General features: G+C 71.8%; 21 protein-coding genes and 3 tRNA genes. 14 read left to right on the top strand and 10 right to left on the bottom strand.

What is annotated here, in order from left to right:
• Nucleotides 1-42: 42 nt before the first annotated feature.
• Together J2S44_RS19950 and J2S44_RS19955 are read left to right on the top strand one after the other, a co-directional pair.
• Nucleotides 43-600: a hypothetical protein gene (locus J2S44_RS19950; protein WP_310429789.1), complete on the top strand. Its 558-nt coding sequence runs from the start codon at nt 43-45 to the stop codon at nt 598-600.
• Nucleotides 597-2,003, top strand: coding sequence for a PrsW family intramembrane metalloprotease (locus J2S44_RS19955; protein WP_310416103.1), 1,407 nt, complete (start codon nt 597-599; stop codon nt 2,001-2,003). Before J2S44_RS19950 ends, J2S44_RS19955 begins: the two co-directional genes overlap by 4 nt.
• A 109-nt stretch (nt 2,004-2,112) precedes the next feature.
• On the opposite strand, the gene J2S44_RS19960 is transcribed toward J2S44_RS19955, so the two are convergent.
• From J2S44_RS19960 to J2S44_RS19970, 3 genes are all read right to left on the bottom strand, one after another.
• On the bottom strand, nt 2,113-2,361 hold the full coding sequence (locus tag J2S44_RS19960) for a hypothetical protein (protein ID WP_310416106.1): 249 nt from the start codon (nt 2,359-2,361) through the stop codon (nt 2,113-2,115).
• A gap of 166 nt (nt 2,362-2,527) precedes the next feature.
• Complete coding sequence (locus tag J2S44_RS19965) at nt 2,528-3,085, bottom strand: hypothetical protein (protein WP_310416109.1); 558 nt, start codon at nt 3,083-3,085, stop codon at nt 2,528-2,530.
• 125 nt (nt 3,086-3,210) lie between these two features.
• Nucleotides 3,211-4,542 carry an ABC transporter substrate-binding protein gene (locus J2S44_RS19970; RefSeq protein WP_310416112.1) on the bottom strand — a complete coding sequence of 444 codons (1,332 nt, stop codon included), beginning with the start codon at nt 4,540-4,542 and terminating at the stop codon, nt 3,211-3,213.
• Between J2S44_RS19970 and J2S44_RS19975 the strand changes: the two genes are divergently transcribed.
• The 5 genes from J2S44_RS19975 to J2S44_RS19995 all read left to right on the top strand — a co-directional run bounded on the left by J2S44_RS19975 (nt 4,543) and on the right by J2S44_RS19995 (nt 7,633).
• The gene (locus J2S44_RS19975; RefSeq protein WP_310416115.1) at nt 4,543-5,064 is read left to right on the top strand and encodes a PaaI family thioesterase; all 522 of its coding nucleotides are present in this window, start codon (nt 4,543-4,545) and stop codon (nt 5,062-5,064) included.
• A 98-nt stretch (nt 5,065-5,162) separates the two neighbouring features.
• Nucleotides 5,163-5,552, top strand: coding sequence for a hypothetical protein (locus J2S44_RS19980; protein WP_306836156.1), 390 nt, complete (start codon nt 5,163-5,165; stop codon nt 5,550-5,552).
• Nucleotides 5,553-5,555: 3 nt separating this feature from the next.
• Nucleotides 5,556-6,233: a DUF2786 domain-containing protein gene (locus tag J2S44_RS19985; protein WP_310416118.1), complete on the top strand. Its 678-nt coding sequence runs from the start codon at nt 5,556-5,558 to the stop codon at nt 6,231-6,233.
• Between the two features lie 308 nt (nt 6,234-6,541).
• On the top strand, nt 6,542-7,102 hold the full coding sequence (locus J2S44_RS19990) for a hypothetical protein (protein ID WP_310416121.1): 561 nt from the start codon (nt 6,542-6,544) through the stop codon (nt 7,100-7,102).
• A gap of 9 nt (nt 7,103-7,111) precedes the next feature.
• Complete coding sequence (locus J2S44_RS19995) at nt 7,112-7,633, top strand: hypothetical protein (RefSeq protein ID WP_310416124.1); 522 nt, start codon at nt 7,112-7,114, stop codon at nt 7,631-7,633.
• A gap of 96 nt (nt 7,634-7,729) precedes the next feature.
• On the opposite strand, the gene J2S44_RS20000 is transcribed toward J2S44_RS19995, so the two are convergent.
• The 6 genes from J2S44_RS20000 to J2S44_RS20025 form a co-directional block, all read right to left on the bottom strand.
• Nucleotides 7,730-7,936 (bottom strand): hypothetical protein, encoded by a 207-nt coding sequence (locus J2S44_RS20000; RefSeq protein ID WP_310416126.1) that lies wholly within the window; start codon nt 7,934-7,936, stop codon nt 7,730-7,732.
• 503 nt (nt 7,937-8,439) lie between these two features.
• Complete coding sequence (locus J2S44_RS20005) at nt 8,440-8,823, bottom strand: ATP-binding protein (RefSeq protein ID WP_310416129.1); 384 nt, start codon at nt 8,821-8,823, stop codon at nt 8,440-8,442.
• The gene (locus J2S44_RS20010) at nt 8,816-9,619 is read right to left on the bottom strand and encodes a PP2C family protein-serine/threonine phosphatase (protein ID WP_310416132.1); all 804 of its coding nucleotides are present in this window, start codon (nt 9,617-9,619) and stop codon (nt 8,816-8,818) included. The genes J2S44_RS20005 and J2S44_RS20010 overlap by 8 nt, the downstream gene beginning before the upstream one ends.
• A gap of 61 nt (nt 9,620-9,680) precedes the next feature.
• Entirely contained in the window at nt 9,681-9,995 is a 315-nt protein-coding gene (locus tag J2S44_RS20015; protein ID WP_310416135.1) for an STAS domain-containing protein, read from the bottom strand.
• A gap of 266 nt (nt 9,996-10,261) precedes the next feature.
• Nucleotides 10,262-11,596 (bottom strand): cryptochrome/photolyase family protein, encoded by a 1,335-nt coding sequence (locus tag J2S44_RS20020; protein WP_310416138.1) that lies wholly within the window; start codon nt 11,594-11,596, stop codon nt 10,262-10,264.
• Nucleotides 11,593-12,516 carry a phytoene/squalene synthase family protein gene (locus tag J2S44_RS20025; protein ID WP_310416141.1) on the bottom strand — a complete coding sequence of 308 codons (924 nt, stop codon included), beginning with the start codon at nt 12,514-12,516 and terminating at the stop codon, nt 11,593-11,595. The genes J2S44_RS20020 and J2S44_RS20025 overlap by 4 nt, the downstream gene beginning before the upstream one ends.
• Before the next feature lie 160 nt (nt 12,517-12,676).
• On the opposite strand from J2S44_RS20025, the gene J2S44_RS20030 reads away from it, so the two are divergent.
• Genes J2S44_RS20030 through J2S44_RS20045 form a run of 4 tightly spaced genes read left to right on the top strand, consistent with a single transcriptional unit; the run spans nt 12,677 to nt 16,908 of the window.
• Nucleotides 12,677-13,816, top strand: a complete 1,140-nt coding sequence (locus tag J2S44_RS20030) for a polyprenyl synthetase family protein (protein WP_374727871.1) — start codon at nt 12,677-12,679, stop codon at nt 13,814-13,816.
• Between the two features lie 29 nt (nt 13,817-13,845).
• Nucleotides 13,846-15,330 carry a phytoene desaturase family protein gene (crtI, locus tag J2S44_RS20035; protein ID WP_310416146.1) on the top strand — a complete coding sequence of 495 codons (1,485 nt, stop codon included), beginning with the start codon at nt 13,846-13,848 and terminating at the stop codon, nt 15,328-15,330.
• Nucleotides 15,327-15,917, top strand: a complete 591-nt coding sequence (idi, locus tag J2S44_RS20040; protein ID WP_310416149.1) for an isopentenyl-diphosphate Delta-isomerase — start codon at nt 15,327-15,329, stop codon at nt 15,915-15,917. Before crtI ends, idi begins: the two co-directional genes overlap by 4 nt.
• Nucleotides 15,907-16,908 carry a MerR family transcriptional regulator gene (locus J2S44_RS20045; protein WP_310416152.1) on the top strand — a complete coding sequence of 334 codons (1,002 nt, stop codon included), beginning with the start codon at nt 15,907-15,909 and terminating at the stop codon, nt 16,906-16,908. The genes idi and J2S44_RS20045 overlap by 11 nt, the downstream gene beginning before the upstream one ends.
• Here the strand turns inward: J2S44_RS20045 and J2S44_RS20050 are convergent.
• Nucleotides 16,858-18,099, bottom strand: a complete 1,242-nt coding sequence (locus tag J2S44_RS20050; RefSeq protein ID WP_310416154.1) for an EAL and HDOD domain-containing protein — start codon at nt 18,097-18,099, stop codon at nt 16,858-16,860. The two genes, J2S44_RS20045 and J2S44_RS20050, sit on opposite strands and share 51 nt — an antisense overlap.
• A 190-nt stretch (nt 18,100-18,289) precedes the next feature.
• Between J2S44_RS20050 and J2S44_RS20055 the strand changes: the two genes are divergently transcribed.
• The 3 genes from J2S44_RS20055 to J2S44_RS20065 all read left to right on the top strand — a co-directional run bounded on the left by J2S44_RS20055 (nt 18,290) and on the right by J2S44_RS20065 (nt 18,620).
• A tRNA-Glu gene (locus tag J2S44_RS20055) sits at nt 18,290-18,362 on the top strand.
• A 67-nt stretch (nt 18,363-18,429) separates the two neighbouring features.
• Nucleotides 18,430-18,506, top strand: a tRNA-Asp gene (locus J2S44_RS20060).
• A gap of 40 nt (nt 18,507-18,546) precedes the next feature.
• Nucleotides 18,547-18,620, top strand: a tRNA-Phe gene (locus J2S44_RS20065).
• Nucleotides 18,621-18,952: the final 332 nt, after the last annotated feature.

An 18,952-nucleotide genomic window follows, 5' to 3' on the forward strand; every position in this document is an offset into this window, starting at 1 on the left:
GCCACGAATCGTCACAGCAACAGTTAGCGTCTATGTGTGGGGATGTGGCGTCGGCTGCTGCGGAACGGGCTCGGCAGCGGCGTCATCGTGCTCGTGCTCGGGTTGCTCGCCGTCGGCCTACCCGCGCTGGACCGGTCACTGGACTCCACACAGGCGCTTCCGGACGGCGTGCCGTACGAGGTGGGCGGCGGCGTCACCGTGATCCCGCCGCCCGGCGCGCTGCTGGACGTGACGAAGACCCGCCCGTCCGACGACCGCGGCACCGTGCTCTTCCTGGTCGGCCCGATCCGGTACGCGGTGGTGGTGCAGCCGTTCGAGGGTGGTCTGCCGGACGCGGCCGACAAGCTGCGCCGCAAGATCGCTGCCAACCGGGGCTATCAGGTGGTCGGACGCGAGGCCAGCATCGCCACCGCGGACGGGCAGTTGCTCGGCCTGTCCGGCGGCTACAGCGCACCGGGCCGCGGCGGCCGGTACGCGGTCTTCCTGGCCGGCGATCGCTCCATCGAGGTCACGGTCAGCGGCACCGACCCGCAACTGTCCGCCGCGCGCGCCGCCATCGACGCCTCCACCAGATCCATCACCGTCCGGGGTACGGAGTGAGCGAGCCCAACGAGGTCCTGCCGGCCCGCGAGGGTGCGCTGAGCCGGGGTGCGCTGCTGCTGCCCGCGTTCTGGGTGCTCGCGGTGCTGCTGGCGGTCGGTGCGGTGCGGATGACCGTGTTCCTCCGCGAGTCGGTCACGAGCTACCCGGTCGCCACCGTGGTCGCGGTCGTGCTGTTCGCGCTCTACGCCGTACCCTTCTGGATCTTCGTCGGGGGTCTGGACTTCCTGGAACGGGAGCCGCGCACGCTGCTGGCCACCGCGTTCGCCTGGGGTGCGCTGGTGGCCACCGCGGTGGCGATCCCCGGCGCCGGCGCGCTGCACAACGTGCTGGCCAAGCTGGTCTCGCCGGAGTTCGCCGCGAGCTGGGGCGCCGCGATCGCCGGGCCGACCATCGAGGAGACCGTCAAGGTGCTCGGTGTCTTCGCGATCGTGCTGGTCGCGGCCGGGCAGGTGAACAGCCCGCTGGACGGCGCGGTCTACGGCGCGATGGTCGGGCTCGGCTTCCAGGTCGCGGAGGACGTGGTCTTCGCGGTGAACGCGGTCGCGGTGGAGGGGCAGGGCGACCGGGTGTCGCCGGTCGTCATCACGTTCTTCCTGCGCGGCTTCCTGGCCGGGCTGTGGAGTCACACGCTGTTCGGCGCGCTCGCCGGCCTCGGCGTCGGCTACCTGGTGGTGCGCACGGACCGGCCGCTGTTCCGCCGGGCCGGGATCGCGCTGCTCGCGTTCGCCGGCTCCTGGGCCTGCCACTTCCTGTGGAACACGCCGATATTGCTGGACGGGCCGGTCGAGGGCGCGCTCGGCGTGCTGCTGATCCTGGTGATCAAGGGCATTCCGCCGCTGCTGCTGATCGCGTACGTGGTGCGCGCCGCCCACGGCCGGGAGGCGGAGTACTACGTGTCGCTGCTGGCGGACCTCAACGATCCGGAGATCGCCACCGAGGCGGAGCTGCGCGCGCTCGGCTCCGGCACCCGGCGTGCGGCCGCGCGCGGGTACGCCCACGGCCAGGCCGGCATCCGGGGCCGGCGCGCGGTGCGCCGGCTGCAGCAGGCCCAGGCGCGCCTGGCGGTGTCACTGAGCCGGGCGAACGGCGACGGCACCGGTCTCCGCGGTGCGGACGGCAGCGAGCTCCGCGGGGCGGACGGCGACGGCGCCGGGTTCCGAGAGGCGGACGGCGACGGCGCCGGGCTCCGTGCGAACGGCGGTGGCACGACCGCGGAGGTGGCGCGCTGGAAACGTGAGGTGCGCGCGCAGCGGGTTCGGCTGAGGCGGCTGCGCCATCCGGAGGCGAGGGCACCGGAGGAGCGCGGCGGCACCGTGCGCGGCATCTTCACCGCGACCGGCGCGGTCGGCCTGCTGATGATGGTCGTCTGGGCCGCCATCGCCGCGCTCGGCGGCCGATGACGACGAAGATCCAGGCGTTCGCCCGGTCGCGCGGAGCGACGTGGCGGACACCTGGATCTCGTAGTGGTCCTGGGCCGCACCGGGCCCGGAGGCGCGGAGCGGCACGTGGTCACACCGTGGGCGGGTGACCACCGTCGCCGTCGACGACGGTATCCGGCGTGCCGTCCTCGTCCAGGTCGACCATGGTGATGTCGACCTTGCCGTCGTGGTCGGTGTCGAACTGGAAGAGGTCGGCCTTGCCGTCCCCGTCGGTGTCGGCCACCCAGACGTCGGGCCGGCCGTCGCCGTCGGTGTCGGCGGCGAGCAGGTCGACCCGGTCGTCGCCGCGCGTCTCGACGATCTCTTGCGGCTCGGTCATGGCGGGCATCCTTCCCGAAGGCGTTCGAGGGGCGCTGAAATCGTGGTGCAGCGCTGGTTCACCGTAGGGCCGATCGCGCATCTCGCGCGACCCGCGTGCGGAGAAACCCACGCGGGCCGTCTACTACCCACCGTCGGCGCCCGCCAGTCTTCCGGCAGCGGCCGGATCAGCCGGCCGCGTACGGGTTGACCGGGGTGTTCGGCGCGATCGGGACCGCGACCTCGTCGGCGTTGCCGTCGAAGTCGGTGTCGCGCACCGTGTAGTCCACGGAACCGTCGTAGTTCTCGTCGACCTCGACCACGTCCGGCGAGCCGTCGGCGTTGGTGTCGCTCATGAAGACGTCCGCAATGCCGTCGGAGTTGGTGTCCTGGATGCCGGCGTCGATCACGCCGTCGCCGTCGACGTCGTACAGCGCGGTGTCGATCCGGCCGTCGCCGTCGCTGTCCGCGGAGATGATGTCCGCGACGCCGTCGCTGTCGAGGTCCGACACGACCAGGTCGGCGAAGCCGTCACCGTTGCCGTCCAGGTAGACGTTGGTCGCGCCGTCCAGCGTCTGCTCGACCATCAGGACGCTCTCGTCCTCCGCGAGGTCGGTGTCGATCGGAGCGGCGGCGGCCGGGTCGTCGAGACCGGTCTCGTTGAGGCCGGAGTCGTTCAGGCCGAGACCCTCGTCGGTCGTGTCGGCCGGGATGGTGGTGTCGTCGGCGGTGAAATCGCTGCTCATGTGCGTGATGTCCCTTCGCGGCTACTCAAGTTCGCTGCACCTCGCGGTTGCTGAGATGAAACTTACGAGGTGGAGCCGCGAAGGGACATCCCGGAAATGTGCCAGGCCCGCCTTGGCCGAACGGCTCAGTGCTTGAACTCGACGCCGGCGGACTGTAGTGCCTTGATCACGTCAGCGGACTCGGCGAACCCGATCAGTACCAGCGCGTCCGGTTTGAACTTCTTGACCTCTTCGGCGCCGCCGGTGAAGTCGATCGTCTCGGACGTGTGGTCGTACGTCAGGGCCAGCATGTTCTCCGCCGCGACACCCGAGCGGTCCAGCGCGGCCCGCAGGTTCTCCTCGAGGCCGCTGCCGTACTCGTCGTCGCGCGCCACGATCGCGATCCGCTTCGGCCCGTCCCGCAGGATCACGTCGCCGAGCGCGGCGCCCTGCATGACGTCCGGCGGTGCGGTGCGGAAGTAGAGACCGCCGTCGTCCGCGCCGGTCAGGCTCGCGGCCGTGTTGCTCGGCGAGAAGAGGATCAGCCCGGCCGCCTTGACCTGCGGCAGCACGGCGGTGGAGACGCCGGACGCGCCCGCGCCCAGGATCACGTGCACGCCGGCAGCGATGTGCGAGGCGACGGTCGCCTTGGCCACCTCCGGGTCGGTGCCGTCGTCACCCTCGACGAAGGCCACGTCCTCACCGAGCACGCCGCCGGCCGCGTTGACCTCGCGGATCGCCAGCGCCGCACCGGCCGCCATCGGCGGGTAGGCGAGCTTCAGGTCGCCGGTCTTCGGCAACAGGCCACCGATCTTCAGCGGTGCTCCGGACGCGGCCGCACCGGAGGGACGCGCGCCGGGCGGGGCGGACCTGGTGGAGGCCTGCGTCTCGTCGCCGGCGTTGACGAACTCCATCTTTCCGTCGTCCAGCTGGTCCTGGTCGTCGAAGTGGAGCGTGGCGAAGCTGGCCACGGACGGCTCGCCGACGTCGGTGAAGCCGCCGGTGCGCATCGAGACGCCGCGGTACACCAGGTCGGTGCCGGCCGCGGCGAGCGCCAGGCAGGTCTTCGCGGTGTCGCACGGCGTACCGCCGCTGGTGACGCCGATCAGCTGGGCGGCGATCGCGGCCGGCGCGGTCGACCCGGCGAGCTCCGCCGCGAGCGCGCTCATCACCACCGCGTCGTAGGTCTCTCCGGAGTAGACGTAGTCGCCGAGTTCCGGATTGACCCCCTTGAGCCGGTTCTTGAAGTCGTCGGTCAGCGGTGCCAGCGGCGTGGTGCCCTTCATGCCGCGCAGTGCGCCGGGCTGATCGAACTCGTCACCGAAGGAACTGATCATGTTACCGTCTGTGCCGTACAGCTGGATTGGCCCGCCGGTCTCGTCGCCCCCCGAGGATCCCTCGGTCGAACCGCACGCCGTCACTCCCGCTAACAGAGCCGCGCAGGCAGCGGCGATGACCGTGCCACGTCGGATGCGCATATGGAGTTCCTCCTCCCAGAGTCGCCGCTGGGCACATTAGCGCGCTTTGAACACTTTGCCGATGACGGTGAGGGCACAATCCAACCCGGCGGTAACGTCACCGAAGGTGAGGGGTCCGAAATGGTTGATCTTGTCGATGGATTCGGCGAGCCGGGTGATCTTGTTCGCCTGATGGGCATCACAATCGCAGAGGTGTCCGCCGATCGGGTGTCCGGCACCATGCGGGTCGAGGGAAACACCCAGCCATATGGCCTGCTCCATGGTGGGGCGTCCTGTGTGCTGGCCGAGACGCTGGGTTCGCTGGGCGCCCAGGCGCACGGGCTGACGGTCGGACGGCCGGCCGCCGTAGGGGTGGATATCAATGCCACCCATCACAAAGCGGTACGCGCGGGCGTGGTCACCGGCGTTGCTACCCCAGTTTTCCGGGGCGTGTCCATAGCGACTTATGAGATCATTATCACCGACGAGCCGGGTGATCGCGTGTGTACTGCCCGTATCACCTGTCAGCTGCGTCGTCCCTGATCGACGCAGTTGCGCGTCTTTGAGGGCTACTTAAGCAAATGTGCCTTCCTGGGGTATCCCGTCCCGCACCCTTGACGGTCCGGCATAGGCTTCCGGACGTGACGGACCTTCCATCGGAGTCGCTCGACGACGCGGCGCAGGTGCTTCACCTCGCGCTCGCGGGTGACAGCGATGCGGTCGTCGGCACGTTCGATGCCGTGGTCGACCGGGACGGGGTGGAGGGGGCCTACAACCTGGCCTGGTGCCTCGCCGCCGCGATGGTCGGTGTCGATGTCCCCGCTGGAGCGTGGACATTGGACTTCCCCGGCATCGACCAGGCGGACTACGACGCGCGCTGGGTGGCCCGGTTCGTCAGTGCGTACGCGAACTCGGACATGCCCACCGGTGAGGCGCTCTTCGGTGCCGCGCTCGCCGACGGGCAGCTGCCGGACTGCCTGCTGACGCTGGCCGGGTCCGCCGTCGCCACGTTGAAGCGGCGCGCAGCCTGACCCATGTCCGACCAGATCCTGGCGAAGGTCCGCAAGCTGCTGGCGAAGGCCGAGGACCCGGCGTGCACGCCGGCCGAGGCGGAGGCGTTCACCGCCAAGGCCGCCGACCTGATCGCGAAGTACGGCGTCGACCGCGCGCTGCTGGCCGCGCGTGAGCCCGGCACCGACCTGGTCGGCGACCGCGTGGTCGTGCTGCACCCGCCGTACGCGCTGGACAAGGCCGGTCTGCTCGCGGGCGTGGCCGGTGCGCTGCGCTGCCGCTCGGTGCGCCGCCGGGACGGCGACGCCTGGGCCATGCACCTCTTCGGCTTCGACAGCGACCTGGAACGCGCCGAACTGCTCTACACCTCGCTGCTGGTGCAGGCCGCGCACGGGATGGCGGCCGCGCCGGTCCCGCCGTGGGAGAACGCGGCCGCGTTCCGCCGTTCCTGGCTGGCCGGGTTCAGCGCCGCGATCGCCGGCCGGCTGCATCAGGCGGAGGCGTCCGCCGCGGCCGCGGCCGGGACGTCCACCGACCTGGTGCTGGTCGACCGGTCGCACCGGGTCGAGGCGCGGGTGTCCGAGATCTACCCGCGGCTGCGCACCGCCGGCCGCCGGCGGCTGGCCGGCGGCGGCATGCGCCAGGGCTACGTGGCCGGCACCCGCGCCGACCTCGGCGGCGTCTCGTCGATCGCGGAGTAGCCGAAAGCGCGCCGACGAGCGATCCCGGGCGGACCTAGGCCCTGCATCGAAGTGGATGGCCGGGCTGCGGCGAGGCCCCCCACTTCGATACAGGGCCTAGCGCAGTTCCTGCCGACTTTCCTGGGATTCGCGGGATTTACCCCGTTCAGGGTCGGTCGAACGCTCACGCCTGCGGGCCGTCCGGTGCGTAGGGAAAGACATTGATTGTCCGGTTGGGCTGGGTTCCTTAGGGTTCTCGTTATGTCCGTCAAGAGAGAATTGTGGGCATAGGAAGTCCGGACGTGATCTTTCGACGGGGGAGCGGAGACGTGCCTGCCAACGTGTACCGCCGCATGGTGGACAGCCGGCTCTGGCAGGAACAACGCCTGCCGGCCGTGGTCCTCGCGGCAACCGGCCTGATGGCGATGATCGGCATGGGCAGCGTCGCGGTCGCCGCGGCCGGCTGGTCCACCACCACCGAGGTCAGCGTGGACGGCGTGACCGTGACGCCGAGCGCGGACGCACCCCGGATCGGCGTGGCCGTGCACACCAGCGGCTCGCCCGGCGCCACCCCGATCGCGACGGTGGCGGTCTCGGTCGCCCCCGGGACGACGGAGACGCCCGCGCCGGCCGTGTCCGTCACGGCCACGCCGCTGGTCGAGGCCACGCCCACCGCCGTGCCGGTCACCGCGCCCGCGCCCGACGGCTCGCCGGACCCGGCGCCCGCGCCGCCCGGCCCCGCGCCGGCCGACGGGTCCGCCCCGGTCGTCACGGAGGTGACCACCGCGCCGCCCGCGCCCGTGCCCGCCGCGCCGCAGGCCGGTCCGTCGTTGGAGAGCACGGGTGCCCCGTCCGGCGCGCCGTCGGCCATGCCGGCCGGCACTCCATAGGAGAACGTCATGGGTAAGACCGACAAGCGGGTCGCGCTGGTGGCGGTCGGCCTGGCCGTCGCGGCCGTGCTGACCGCCGGCATCGCCTACGCCGCGTTCAACACCACCGTCTCCAGCGGGTCGATCACCGGATCCGCGCAGAGCCTTCGCCCGCTGGAGGTCGGCACGCCCGCGACCGACTACGCGGGCGAGGAGACCGGGCTCTGGCCCGGCGACAAGCACGCGGCCGACATCGTCATCCCGGTACGCAACGACAACGAGATCGCGGTCCAGGTCTCGAACACCAGCATCAGCAACGCGGAGCTGCGCTTCACCGACGACGACGTGCAGGAGGCGTGCGGCCGGTTCCTGAGCGCGGACGCGCCGGTCTCCATCACGGACGGCACCGAGTACGACACCGTCGTCATCCCGGCCGGCGCGGACCGCACCATCCGCCTCCTCGGCGCCGTGGCACTGCGCGGCGACGCCGGCGACCGGTGCCAGGGCGCCCCGTTCACCAGCAGCTGGAAGGTCAAGGCGACGTCGCTCTGACCGGCCGGCCGAGCTAGGTGGGGAGTCGAGCTCGAGGGCCGGTCGAGCTCGGATGCCTGGCGAGGTCGGGCTCGTGGGTCGGCCGAGCCCGACCGGTCAGTCCAGGAGGCTGCCGAGTCTGCTCGGGACCGAGAGGACCCACTTCGCGCCGCGGTCGGCGTAGGTGCCGAGCGGGCCCGGAGTGTTGCTGGCCAGCGCCCCGAGCACGGCGACCAGGATGACGGCCAGCCACAGGCGGCCCTTCAGATTGGCGATCACCGCGAGCAGGGCTACGACGACGATCACCGCGATTGCAGAGGCCATGCCCCTTTTCTACCCTTTTTTCGGCATTTAGGGGGAGGCCTCGCGATCGCTTCGGTTCATCCGGTGACGGCAAACGCCGGGTGCGGTACCGACACCGCCGGACCGGCCGGCCCCACACCGGGCGCGGCCGGAACCTGTACCGGCGTGGCCGGGACCGCGGCGGCCGGAACCGGCGTGGCCGGAACCGGCGTGGCCGGGACTGAGGCGGCCGGAACTGAGGCGGCCGGGACTGAGGCGGCCGGGGTCTGTGCCGGTGTGGGCGGGAGTGGCGCGGCCGGGGCCGGGAGCGCGTGGGACGGGGCGGTGCCCGGTGCGGGATCGCGCGTGGCGTCGGCGTGCGGCGGGACGGCTGAGACGGCGGCGTGGATCTCGGGGGTGACGAAGTCCGGCGGGATGGGCTGGGTCATGGCGAGCTCCCTGGATGCGGTCCGAGCGGCGATCCGTGCCACCAGTGTCCACTGCGAACTGTGATCAAGGGAGGGTTTTCCGGATGAACCGCCTGATCAGGCGGGGGTCAGGTGGGCCAGCAGGGTGACGGCGGTGCCCGACTCGCCGGAGTGGACGAGCAGCGAGTCGGTGCCGTTCCGGGCCAGCCACATGCCCCGGCCGGAGGCGGCGTCCGGCGGCGGGCAGTGGATCGTGCTGTTCAGGCCGCCGCTGCCGTCGTCGGTGATCCGGCAGTAGAGCGCGGACCCGGACCGCCACAGCTCCAGCCGTCCGCTGCCGCCGCCGTGCCGGACCGCGTTCACGGCGACCTCGTGCACGGCCACCACGAACCGGTAGAGCACCACGCCGGTCAGCCCGGACCGCGCGGCGTGCCGGTGCACCGCGCGGCGCAGCGCGGGCAGCGTGGTGATCGTGAAGCCGGTCCGCAGGGGCTCAGCCATCGACGGTCACCTCCCGGGTCAGCAGCCGGACCGCGAGGATGCAGGTGTCGTCCTCCGGGTTGGCCGGTGGCAGCTGGGCCAGCAGGTCGTCGAGCGGGGCCGGGCCGCGCGCCGCGGAGATCCGGTTCAGCGTCCCGATCACCGGTGCCAGGCCCTCGGCGAGGCTGTGCCGGCGGTGTTCGACCAGGCCGTCCGTGTAGAAGACCAGCAGGTCGTGTGCGTCGAGTGCGGTGACGGCGGTGCCGTAGCGGGGGTCGCGGACCACGCCCAGCAGCGGGCCGGCCGGCCGGTCCAGCTCGACCGTGCGGCCGTCCCGGGCGTGCAGCGGCGCGGGGTGACCGGCCTGGGCCCAGGTGAGTGTGCCGGCCGCGGCGTCGTACCGGGCGACGACCGCGGTGACGGTACGGGCGTCCGCGCCGGCCGCGAGCAGCACGTGGTTGAGGTGGGTGAGCAGTTCGGCGGGCGCGGTGGTGGTGGTGATCAGCAGGGTGGCCAGCGCGTGCCGGACCTGTGCCATGGTGGCGGCCGCGCAGAGCCCGTGCCCGGCGACGTCGCCGACCGCCAGCACCACCGAACCGTCCGGTGCCTCGGTCGCGTGGAACCAGTCGCCGCCGACCCGGTTCGCGCGCTCGGCCGGCAGGTACCGGACCGCCACCCGCAGCCCGCCCAGGTCGACCGGCGTGGCCGGGATCGGGAGCAGGATGTGCTGCAGCCCGGCGGCGAGGCGATGCTCCGCGGCCAGCTGCGACTCGACCTGCGCGAGCCGGTCGTGCCAGCCCGGCGGCGGAAGACTCATGCCGGCTCCCGCGCTGCGGCGCCCCGACGACCCGCGTCGGGCCCGGAGCCGGCGGATTCGCTCACGTGTCCAGGCCGAACGCGGTGAGCAGGCCGGTTATCCGCAGCTGGTCGCGCACCTTCGGGTTGGGGTGCTCGACCCGGAACGCCGCGTGCCGGGCCTGCGCCAGCTTCATCACGTTGACCAGCACGCCGATGCCGGAGCTGTCCAGGAACGTGACCGCGGCCAGGTCCACGCGGACCGCGGGCGGGCGGCGCGCGTCGACCTCGACGCGGATCCGGTCCAGGACGCCGGCCGCGTTACTGAAGTCGATCTCCCCGGCGAGCGTGACGCCGAGCGTCCGTCCCGGGTCCGCCGACATCGATACCGGCTCCATCCCGACCTCCCCACCTGACCTGCACATTCTCCTCCGGGTACGGCGATGTGGCGGTCACACGAAAGACGGATCGTCGAATCCCTCAGCCACCCGGACGGGCTACCGATACACAGGGCACGGCAAGACGGGAGCGCGACGGACGGGCAGGGCTGGTGCCCGTGACCGTCGATCCACCGCCCCGCCGGCGCCGCGTGCGGACCCCCCTTGTCCGCGGGCGGCGCTTTCCGGGCGCCGGTCCCGACGGGGACCGGCGCCCTTTTCGCGTGCTATCTGAGCCAGACCGCTTCGTCCCCATGGGACTCCAGCGGTGGCGGGTAGCCGAGCTTCGCGAAGTCGCCGAGACGCCAGGGCTGGTGCACGTCCGCACCCGGCACACCGGCCAGCTCGGTGACGTAGCGGCGGACGTAGTCGCCCTCCGGGTCGTACCGCTGGGCCTGTCTGATCGGGTTGAAGCGGCGGTGCGGGCGGGTGTCGTTGCCGGTCCCGGCCACCCACTGCCAGTTGCCGGAGTTGTTCGGCACGTCGCCGTCGATCAGCCACCGGAAGAACCAGTCCTGCCCCGCCCGCCAGTCGAGGCGCAGGTGTTTGGTGAGCAGCGCGGCCGTGATCAGCCGGGCGCGGTTGTGCATCCAGCCCTCGGCCATGAGCTGCCGCATGCCGGCGTCGACGATCGGCACGCCGGTGTGCCCGGTCTGCCAGGCCTCCAGCGCGTGCGCGTCGTCGTACCGCCAGTTCCGGTCGCCGGCCGGTCGCATCGGCTGCCGGGCGATGCGCGGGAAACCGGCCGTGACCTGGTAGTAGAAGTCACGCCAGCAGAGTTGGCGGACGAACGCGGCGGCGCCCGGACCACCGACCTTCCGGGCCGCGTTCGCGACCGCGAGCGGGGACAGGCAACCGAATCGGAGGTACGCGGAGAGCCGCGACGTGTCGTCGTCGGCCATCGCGTCGTGCTGGTCGTCGTACGCGTCGATGTGGCGCAGCCAGTTCTTCAGCCGCCGGCGCCCCTCGGTCTCGCCGCCCTCGGCCGCGTCCGGCGACTCGCCCGCCGGCGGGTCCGGCAGTGCGCCGCCGAGCCGCTCCGCGCCGGGCGGCAGGCGGATGGTCCGCGGCGAGGCCACCTCGTCCCGCCACGTCGCCGCCTCCCATGCCCGGAAGTACGGCGAGAAGACCCGGTAGTGACCGCTGCCGCCACCGGGCCGGACCTCGCCGGGCGGCAGCACGGTCACGCCGGGGAAGAGGCGCAGCGACATCCGGTGCCGCTCCGCCTCCGCGCGCAGCCGGTCCTGCCGCCGGGTGGCGAAGCCGGTCACGTCGTGGGAGAGCGCGATGCCGTCCGCTTCGGCCTGCCGGGCCACCGTGATCGTCTCAGCCACCGTGTCGCCGCGCCGCACGACCAGGTCCGCGCCGCGCTCCCGCAGCCCGTCGCGCAGGTCGGCGAGGGCCTGGTGGAGGAAGCGGTCGCGGTTGGCGGAGCGGCCGAGCAGCGCCGGGTCCAGCACGAACAGCGGCACCACGTGCTCCGCGTTCGCGCAGGCGGCCGCGAGTGCGGGCTGGTCGTGCAGCCGCAGATCACGGGTGAAGAGGACGACGGCGGTCTTCATGCCAGGATCGCCTCGCGGTCCAGTCGGGGGCCGGGCAGCGGCACGGCGGTGCCGGTGGCGGTCAGCAGCGCGCGGCCGGCGACCGCGGCCCGGCGCCGGTTCGGCACGGTGGCGCGGCGCTCGAAGACGTCGTAGCGGGCCGCCGCGACCTCGTCCAGGATGCCGCCGTAGAGCAGGTAAGCGGTGCGGATGCAGGCCTGCGACGCCGGCGCGAGCATGGTGACGCCGGCGGCCGCGGCCGCGTAGTGCTCCTGCGCGCGGGCCGTCTCGAACTCGATCAACGCGGCCACCTCGGGCGTGGTGGAACCGCGGTCCTTGCACGCCTGGAGGTCGTCCACGCCGAGCCCGAACCGGGCCAGGTCGGCCTCCGGCAGGTAGACACGGCCGCGGTCCAGGTCCTCGGAGACGTCGCGGATGAAGTTGGTCAGCTGGAACGCGAAGCCGAGCTGGCGGGCCGGTTCGCGCGCGGCGGCCACGTCGTCCGTGCCGAGGATCGGCAACATCATCGTGCCGATCACGGCCGCCGAGCCCTCCATGTACTCCAGCAGGTCGTCGTAGGTCGGGTAGCGGGTGACCGTCAGGTCCATCGCCATGCTGCGCAGGAACGAGTCGAAGTCCGCCAGGTCCAGGCCGAAGACCGCGATCGTGTGCAGCACCGCGGGCAGCAGTGGGTCGTCGACCGGCTCACCGCGCAGCCCGGCCAGGAACCGTTCGGACCATTCGTTCAGCAGTTCGGCGCGGCGCTGCGGCGGCAGGCTCTCGGTGCGGTCGACTATCTCGTCCGCGTGCCGGGTGAAGCCGTAGAGCGCGTGCACATGACGGCGCTTCCAGGCGGGTAGGAGCCGGGTGGCCAGGTAGTAGGTGCGGCCGTGCTCCCGGTGCAGATCGCGGCAGCGTGCGTAACTGTCCGCCAGGTCCATGCCCGCTCCTCGGGTTCGAACAACTCAATGTCAACCGACTGCATGCCAACCGACTCGGTGTCGACCGACTCAGTGTCACAACCGACTCAACTTCAAACGGCTTGTGCGCAAATCGACTCAGCAATCGACGCAACACCGATCGTAGAGTACCGTCCGTGGGGTGGCCAACGACACGCTCGCTCCATACGCGCTGGGTAAGCCGCCCGTTCACCCTCAGGATCAACCACATGAACACCCGGTACACACCATGCCGCTGAATTTGATCGAGGCGGTCGAGGGCACCCTCGCCGACTTCCTCGCCCGGGAGATCGCCGCGCTGGACGAGATCGACCCGGCGCTCGGCGGTTTCGCCCGGGCCGCGCGCGACAGCGTGCTGGCCGGCGGCAAGCGGCTGCGCCCGGTCTTCGCCTACTGGGGCTGGCGCGGCGTGACCGGCATGGAGCCGCGCGCCGACGCGGTGCTGCCCGCGCTCGCCGCGCTGGAGTTGCTGCACACGTTCGCGCTGGTGCACGACGACGTGATGGACGCCTCGGACACCCGGCGCGGCCGCCCGACGGTGCACCGGGTCTTCGAGGCGCAGCACGTCGCGGCCGGCCGGCGCGGCCAGGCCGCCCGGTTCGGTGAGGCCGCGGCCGTGCTGATCGGCGACCTCTGCCTGATCTGGGCGGACCGGCTGCTCGGCACGGCGGACGTGGACGCGGATGTGCTGCTCGCCACCCGCCGCTGCTACGACCAGATGCGAATAGAGGCCGTCGCCGGGCAGTACCTGGACGTTCTCGGCGAGTCCGAGCCGGGCAGCTGGTCGGTGGCGCGGGCGCTGAAGGTGGCCCGGCACAAGACCGCCGGTTACACCGTCCTCCGGCCGCTCCACTTCGGACTTACACTGGCCGGGAAGCCCTTCGCCGGGCGGACCCGGGCCGTGACGGACGCCTACAGCGGCTACGGTCTGGCCGTCGGTGAGGCGTTCCAGCTGCGTGACGACCTGCTCGGTGTCTACGGGGAGCCCTCGGTCACCGGCAAGCCGGCCGGTGACGACCTGGTCGCCGGCAAGCCGACCGCGCTGCTGATGCTGGCGCGCGAGATGGCATCCACGGCGCAGCTCGCCGAGCTGGACGGCGCCGTGGACGTGACACGCAAGGCCCAGGTCGTGGCGGAGACCGGTGCACCCGAACGAGTGGAAAAAATGATCGAGGAGCGGGTGGCGGCGGCGCTGCATGCGTTGCGCCGCGCGCCGATCGACGACGCGGCCCGCGAGATCCTGACCGGGTTGGCGGTCACCGCCACCCAGCGCCAGGCATGATAGCCAAACAGCAGAACGGAAGGTCACGAATGCGTACGGTGAGCGGGGCCACTGATCACGTGGTGGTCGTCGGCGCGGGCCTGGCCGGTCTCGCGGCCGCGCTGCACCTCGCGGGCGCGGGCCGGCGGGTGACCATCGTGGAGCGCGAGCCGGTCCCGGGTGGCCGGGCCGGGCGGCTGGACGCCGACGGTTACACGTTCGACACCGGGCCGACCGTGCTCACCATGCCGGAGCTGATCGCCGAGCCGCTGGCCGCGGTCGGTGAGGAGCTGTCCGACTGGATGGAGCTCACGCCGCTCGACCCGGCGTACCGCGCGTTCTACCCGGACGGCTCGCAGCTGGACGTGATCGCGGACACGGTACGGATGGCCGCCGAGATCTCCCGGGTCTGCGGCCCGCGCGAGGCGGACGGCTACCTCCGCTTCGTCGACTTCGCCCGCAACCTGTGGGAGCTGGAGCGGAACGACTTCATCGACCGCAACCTCGACTCCCCGCGCGACCTGGTCAACCTCGGCATGCTCAAGCTGCTCGGCAGCGGTGCGATGCGGCGGCTGCAGCCCAAGGTCAACCAGTTCCTCAAGGACCCGCGCACCCAGCGCGTCTTCTCGTTCCAGGCGATGTACGCCGGGATGTCGCCGCACGACGCGCTGGCCATCTACGCGGTCATCGCGTACCTGGACTCGGTGGCCGGCGTCTACTTCCCCAAGGGCGGCATCCACGCGGTCCCGCGCGGCATGGCGGCGGCGGCCGAGAAGCACGGCGTGGAGATCCGGTACAACACCACGGTCTCGCGGGTGGAGACGGTGAACGGCCGGGCCACCGCGGTGATCACCGCGGACGGCGAGCGGATCGCGGCGGACGCGTTCGTTCTCAACCCGGACCTGCCGGTGGCCTACCGGGACCTGCTGCCCTCGGGCACCTACCGGCGGCGGCTGCGCTACTCGCCGTCCTGCGTGGTGCTGCACGTCGGGTCGGACCGGTCCTACTCCAAGATCGCTCACCACAACATCCACTTCGGCCGGAGCTGGCGCGGCACGTTCGACGAGGTGATCCGCCGCGGCGAGCTGATGACCGACCCGTCGCTGCTGGTCTGCAACCCGAGCATGGACGACCCGTCGGCGGCCCCGGAGGGCAAGCAGAGCTATTACATCCTGGCCCCGGTGCCGAACCTGGAGCGCGGCCGGCTGGACTGGCGGGGCGGGCTGGGCGACCGATACGCCGACCAGCTGCTCGGCACGCTGGAGGAGCGCGGCTACATCGGCTTCCGGGACGGCGTGGAGGTGCTGCGTACGATCACGCCCGCGGACTGGGCGGATCAGGGAATGGCGGCCGGCACCCCGTTCGCGGCCGCGCACAACCTGCTGCAGACCGGCCCGTTCCGGCCGCACAACCTGCACCCCTCGATAGACAACGTGGTCTTCGCCGGTTCGGGCACCCAGCCCGGGGTCGGCGTACCGATGGTGTTGATCTCTGGAAAGCTGGCCGCCGCGCGCATCACCGGGAGCACTGCATGACCGCACGTGAGGAACACCTCGTCGAGCTCTGCGACGAGGACGGAACCCCCAAGGGCAGCACCACGGTCGCGGCCGCCCACGTCGCACCGGGACGTTTGCATCGCGCGTTCTCGGTGCTGCTCGTGGACGACGACGGGCGGGTCCTGCTGCAACAGCGGGCCGCCGTGAAGACCCGCTTCCCGCTGCGCTGGGCGAACGCGTGCTGCGGTCACCCGGAGCCGGGCGAGGAACTGTCCGTGTCGGCGAACCGGCGGCTCGGCGAGGAGCTTGGTGTGGCGCCGCTGCCGCTGACCGAGATCGGCGTGCACCTGTACTACGCGGAGGACCCCGCGACCGGACGGGTCGAGCACGAGTACGACCACGTGCTGCTCGGTCGTCTCCCGGCCGGTGCGGCCATCGCGCCGGACCCGGCCGAGGTCGCGGAGCTGCGCTGGGTCGCGCCCGACGACCTGCGCGCCGAGCTGGTCGACGGGCGTCCCTTCGCGCCCTGGTTCGACGGAGTGATCAAGCACCTGTTCGCGCTCGTCGACGCCGGTGACCCGGCCGGGGCGCCGATATCAGCCGCGGAGCGGTCGGGTGGGCGATGACGGCCTGACGGCGGGGGCGGTCGCGCGACGACTCGGCATCGCGGTCACCACGCTGCGCACCTGGCACCAGCGGTACGGGCTCGGGCCGAGCCGGCACGAGAGCGGACGGCACCGGCGGTACACCGACGAGGACCTGGCGCGGCTGGAGGTCATGCGACGGCTGACCGCCGAGGGCGTGCCGGCCGCGGAGGCGGCCCGGTTCGCGTCGCGCGCGCCGGTGTCCGACGGCGCCGTCGGTGGCACCCCGAGCTCGCCGTCAGAGGTGGCGCACGTATCGCCGGAGGACCTTGATATTGATCTTGATGTTCGGCACGGTGGCGGGCACTCGATCGCTCTCGGTTACGCCGCTCCCGCCGCACGCGGGCTGGCGACCGCGGCGATGCGGCTCGACGCGCCCGCCATGCGCGAACTGATCACTCAGGCCATCGCCGAGGTGGGAGTGATCCAGGCCTGGACCGACCTGCTGGTCCCGGTGCTCGTCGGCGTGGGCGAGCGGTATGCCGCGACCGGCCGGTACGTCGAGGTCGAGCATCTGCTGTCCCGGTCCGTCTCCGAGGCGCTCGGCGCGGTCACCCGGCCGGTCGCCTACGGAGTGTCACCACAGGTGTTGCTCGCGTGCGCCGACGAGGAGCAGCACAGCCTGCCGCTGGAGGCGCTCGCCGCCGCGCTCGCCGAACGTGGCGCCGCCTGCCGCCTGCTCGGCGCGCGCGTGCCGGCCGCCGCGCTCGCGGACGCGGTCGCCCGCACCGGGCCGCTGGCCGTGGTGCTCTGGTCGCAGCTGCCGTCCACCGGCGACCCGGCCCAGCTGCACGCGCTGATGGCGGGGGTACGGCACGCGATGCTGCTGATCGCGGCCGGGCCCGGGTGGAAACGGGACGCGCTGCCGGCCGGCACCGCCGCACCGACCTCGCTCGACGACGCGGTCGCGCTGGTGCTGCCGCTACTCGCGCGGAGCGGAACCGGCGTAGAGCGCGTTGATCGCGTTGGTTGACCAGCCCGCCGCCGCCAGGAACGTGGTGGTCAGCCGGCTCGGGTCGATGCCGGTCGCCCGGATCGAGTCCAGGTCGCCGCTCTCGTAGGCGCGCACGGCCTGGAGCACCCGGCCCAGGCCGCCGGTGTGGTCCGCCAGCGCCGCCGACACCTCGGTGGAGAGCGGCAGCTGCCCCGCCAGTTCATCCGACGGTACGTCGATGAGGTCCGCCACCCGGTCCAGCAACCCCACCGTGAACGCCGCGTCCATCGGCTCGTCCAGCTCCGCGGCCACCAGCTGGCACATGCGGGCCCGGGAGAGCGCGGCGTCCACCGGCCCCTCGGTCGAGTCGAAGACGTCGCTGAGCGCCATCAGGGCCACCCACTGGCGCACCTGGGCGATCCCGAGCATCACCACCGCCTCGTGCACCGAGGAGACCCGGTTCGTGACGCCGGCCGCCACCGAGTTGCTGGCCCGCAGCAGCCGGAACGACAGCGCCGGGTCCTGGGTGACCAGCGACACGATCTCGTTGATCTCCACGTCCTGCTTGAGCAGCGCGGCCATCAGTTGGATCCGGCTGAACTTCGACGGCGACAGCGCCTGCGCGGACAGCACCTGCGGCCGGCCCAGCAGATAACCCTGGAGCAGCTCGCAGCCCAGCTCCTCGGCGAGCGCGAGGTGCTCCTCGGTCTCCACCTTCTCGGCCAGCAGCGTGACGTCCGGGTACGCCCGGCAGGCCGCCGCGATCCGGCGGCACTCGTCCGGCTCGGTGTTCAGGATGTCGATCTTGACGTAGTCGGCCAGCCCCATCAGGCGCTCATGCCCGGTGTCCAACAGGAAGTCGTCGAGCGCGATCGCGTACCCCTGCTCGGACCGCCGCTGCACGCCCGCGATCAGCTCCTCGTCGACCACGATCGTCTCCAGCACCTCCAGGACCGCCTGTCCGGGCCCGAACGGCAGCGGCAGCTCGTCCGTGAGGAACTCCCGGGTCATGTTGATGAAGCACAGCCGGTCCCCGGCGATCTCCGTCAGCCCGAACTCGGTGAACGCGTTCACGATGACCTGGCTGGTCGCGAAGCTCCCGGAGACACCCGTCCCGCCCCGGAACAGAAGTTCGTAGCCCACCAGACGCCGCTCCACCGACCAGATCGGCTGGCGCCCGACGTGCACGGACTGGGCGATATCGCCGTCCGCGCCGGGCTGATCACTCATGGTGAGCATTCTGCCCGTTTCTCGATACTTTTTTCGGGCTATTACGGGCGCGGGCGCCGCGCGGGGATACTGATTTGGAGGCGGTGCGGGGGATGACATATGCTTCTCATGCCTCCGGCGGGGCCGGTGAGAGCAAGACACCGCAGTCGACGCAAACGTTCTGCAGAGCGTGTGCGAAGATAGCGGAGCCGCCCTCATCGTCTAGTGGCCCAGGACGCCGCCCTTTCAAGGCGGTAGCACGGGTTCGAATCCCGTTGGGGGCACAGCACCGGCCGAGCCGGGGCACTGTAAGGTAAGACCAGCAAGGCAAGCAAGGCGCAAGACAAGCAAGGTCCTGTGGAGCAGTCGGAGTGCTCGCCGCCCTGTCAAGGCGGAGGTCGCGGGTTCAAGTCCCGTCAGGACCGCCACGCAGCAATCGCCGTGCGAAAGCGCGGCGTTCTGCGTTACGGCCAGGTAGCTCAGTTGGTACGAGCGTCCGACTGAAAATCGGAAGGTCGGCGGTTCGACCCCGCCCCTGGCCACATAGCCTTTCGCCGGGCTATCGAAGCGCTGATCTGCGGAAACGCGGTCGGCGCTTTTTACTTTTCCGGCCGGTTGAGGCCGCCCGCATCCTGACCGCTGTTGCCCGGTGATCGTGGCCGTTCACCGGTGCTGGGTACACGCGACGATCTTGCTGTCTGGACCGTGAGTCCTGCCGGACCGGTGCGGTCTCTGACACACGCTTCCGGCCGGGTGCTGGGCGGGCTCGGACCGTGCCGCTGACCGGCCGCGTTCGCGTTCCGCGGGCGGGCGCGGCCACCAGGCACCATTGCCAAGTCGGCGGGACGCGCGGCTGAGCGGTCGCGGTGCTGCC

The organism is Catenuloplanes niger, assembly GCF_031458255.1.
GTDB classification, from domain to species: Bacteria; Actinomycetota; Actinomycetes; order Mycobacteriales; family Micromonosporaceae; genus Catenuloplanes; species Catenuloplanes niger.

Excerpts from the sequence above, each read along its gene's own strand:
- J2S44_RS20005 (WP_310416129.1), bottom strand. The coding sequence starts at position 8,823 with ATGGCTGAGCCCCTGCGGACCGGCTTCACGATCACCACGCTGCCCGCG.
- J2S44_RS20000 (WP_310416126.1), bottom strand. The coding sequence starts at position 7,936 with ATGGCCTCTGCAATCGCGGTGATCGTCGTCGTAGCCCTGCTCGCGGTG.
- J2S44_RS19995 (WP_310416124.1), top strand. The coding sequence starts at position 7,112 with ATGGGTAAGACCGACAAGCGGGTCGCGCTGGTGGCGGTCGGCCTGGCC.
- idi (WP_310416149.1), top strand. The coding sequence starts at position 15,327 with ATGACCGCACGTGAGGAACACCTCGTCGAGCTCTGCGACGAGGACGGA.
- J2S44_RS19985 (WP_310416118.1), top strand. The coding sequence starts at position 5,556 with ATGTCCGACCAGATCCTGGCGAAGGTCCGCAAGCTGCTGGCGAAGGCC.
- J2S44_RS19950 (WP_310429789.1), top strand. The coding sequence starts at position 43 with ATGTGGCGTCGGCTGCTGCGGAACGGGCTCGGCAGCGGCGTCATCGTG.
- J2S44_RS20050 (WP_310416154.1), bottom strand. The coding sequence starts at position 18,099 with ATGAGTGATCAGCCCGGCGCGGACGGCGATATCGCCCAGTCCGTGCAC.
- J2S44_RS19960 (WP_310416106.1), bottom strand. The coding sequence starts at position 2,361 with ATGACCGAGCCGCAAGAGATCGTCGAGACGCGCGGCGACGACCGGGTC.
- J2S44_RS20020 (WP_310416138.1), bottom strand. The coding sequence starts at position 11,596 with ATGAAGACCGCCGTCGTCCTCTTCACCCGTGATCTGCGGCTGCACGAC.
- J2S44_RS20025 (WP_310416141.1), bottom strand. The coding sequence starts at position 12,516 with ATGGACCTGGCGGACAGTTACGCACGCTGCCGCGATCTGCACCGGGAG.
- J2S44_RS19975 (WP_310416115.1), top strand. The coding sequence starts at position 4,543 with ATGGAGTTCCTCCTCCCAGAGTCGCCGCTGGGCACATTAGCGCGCTTT.
- J2S44_RS20015 (WP_310416135.1), bottom strand. The coding sequence starts at position 9,995 with ATGGAGCCGGTATCGATGTCGGCGGACCCGGGACGGACGCTCGGCGTC.
- J2S44_RS20010 (WP_310416132.1), bottom strand. The coding sequence starts at position 9,619 with ATGAGTCTTCCGCCGCCGGGCTGGCACGACCGGCTCGCGCAGGTCGAG.
- crtI (WP_310416146.1), top strand. The coding sequence starts at position 13,846 with ATGCGTACGGTGAGCGGGGCCACTGATCACGTGGTGGTCGTCGGCGCG.
- J2S44_RS19965 (WP_310416109.1), bottom strand. The coding sequence starts at position 3,085 with ATGAGCAGCGATTTCACCGCCGACGACACCACCATCCCGGCCGACACG.
- J2S44_RS19970 (WP_310416112.1), bottom strand. The coding sequence starts at position 4,542 with ATGCGCATCCGACGTGGCACGGTCATCGCCGCTGCCTGCGCGGCTCTG.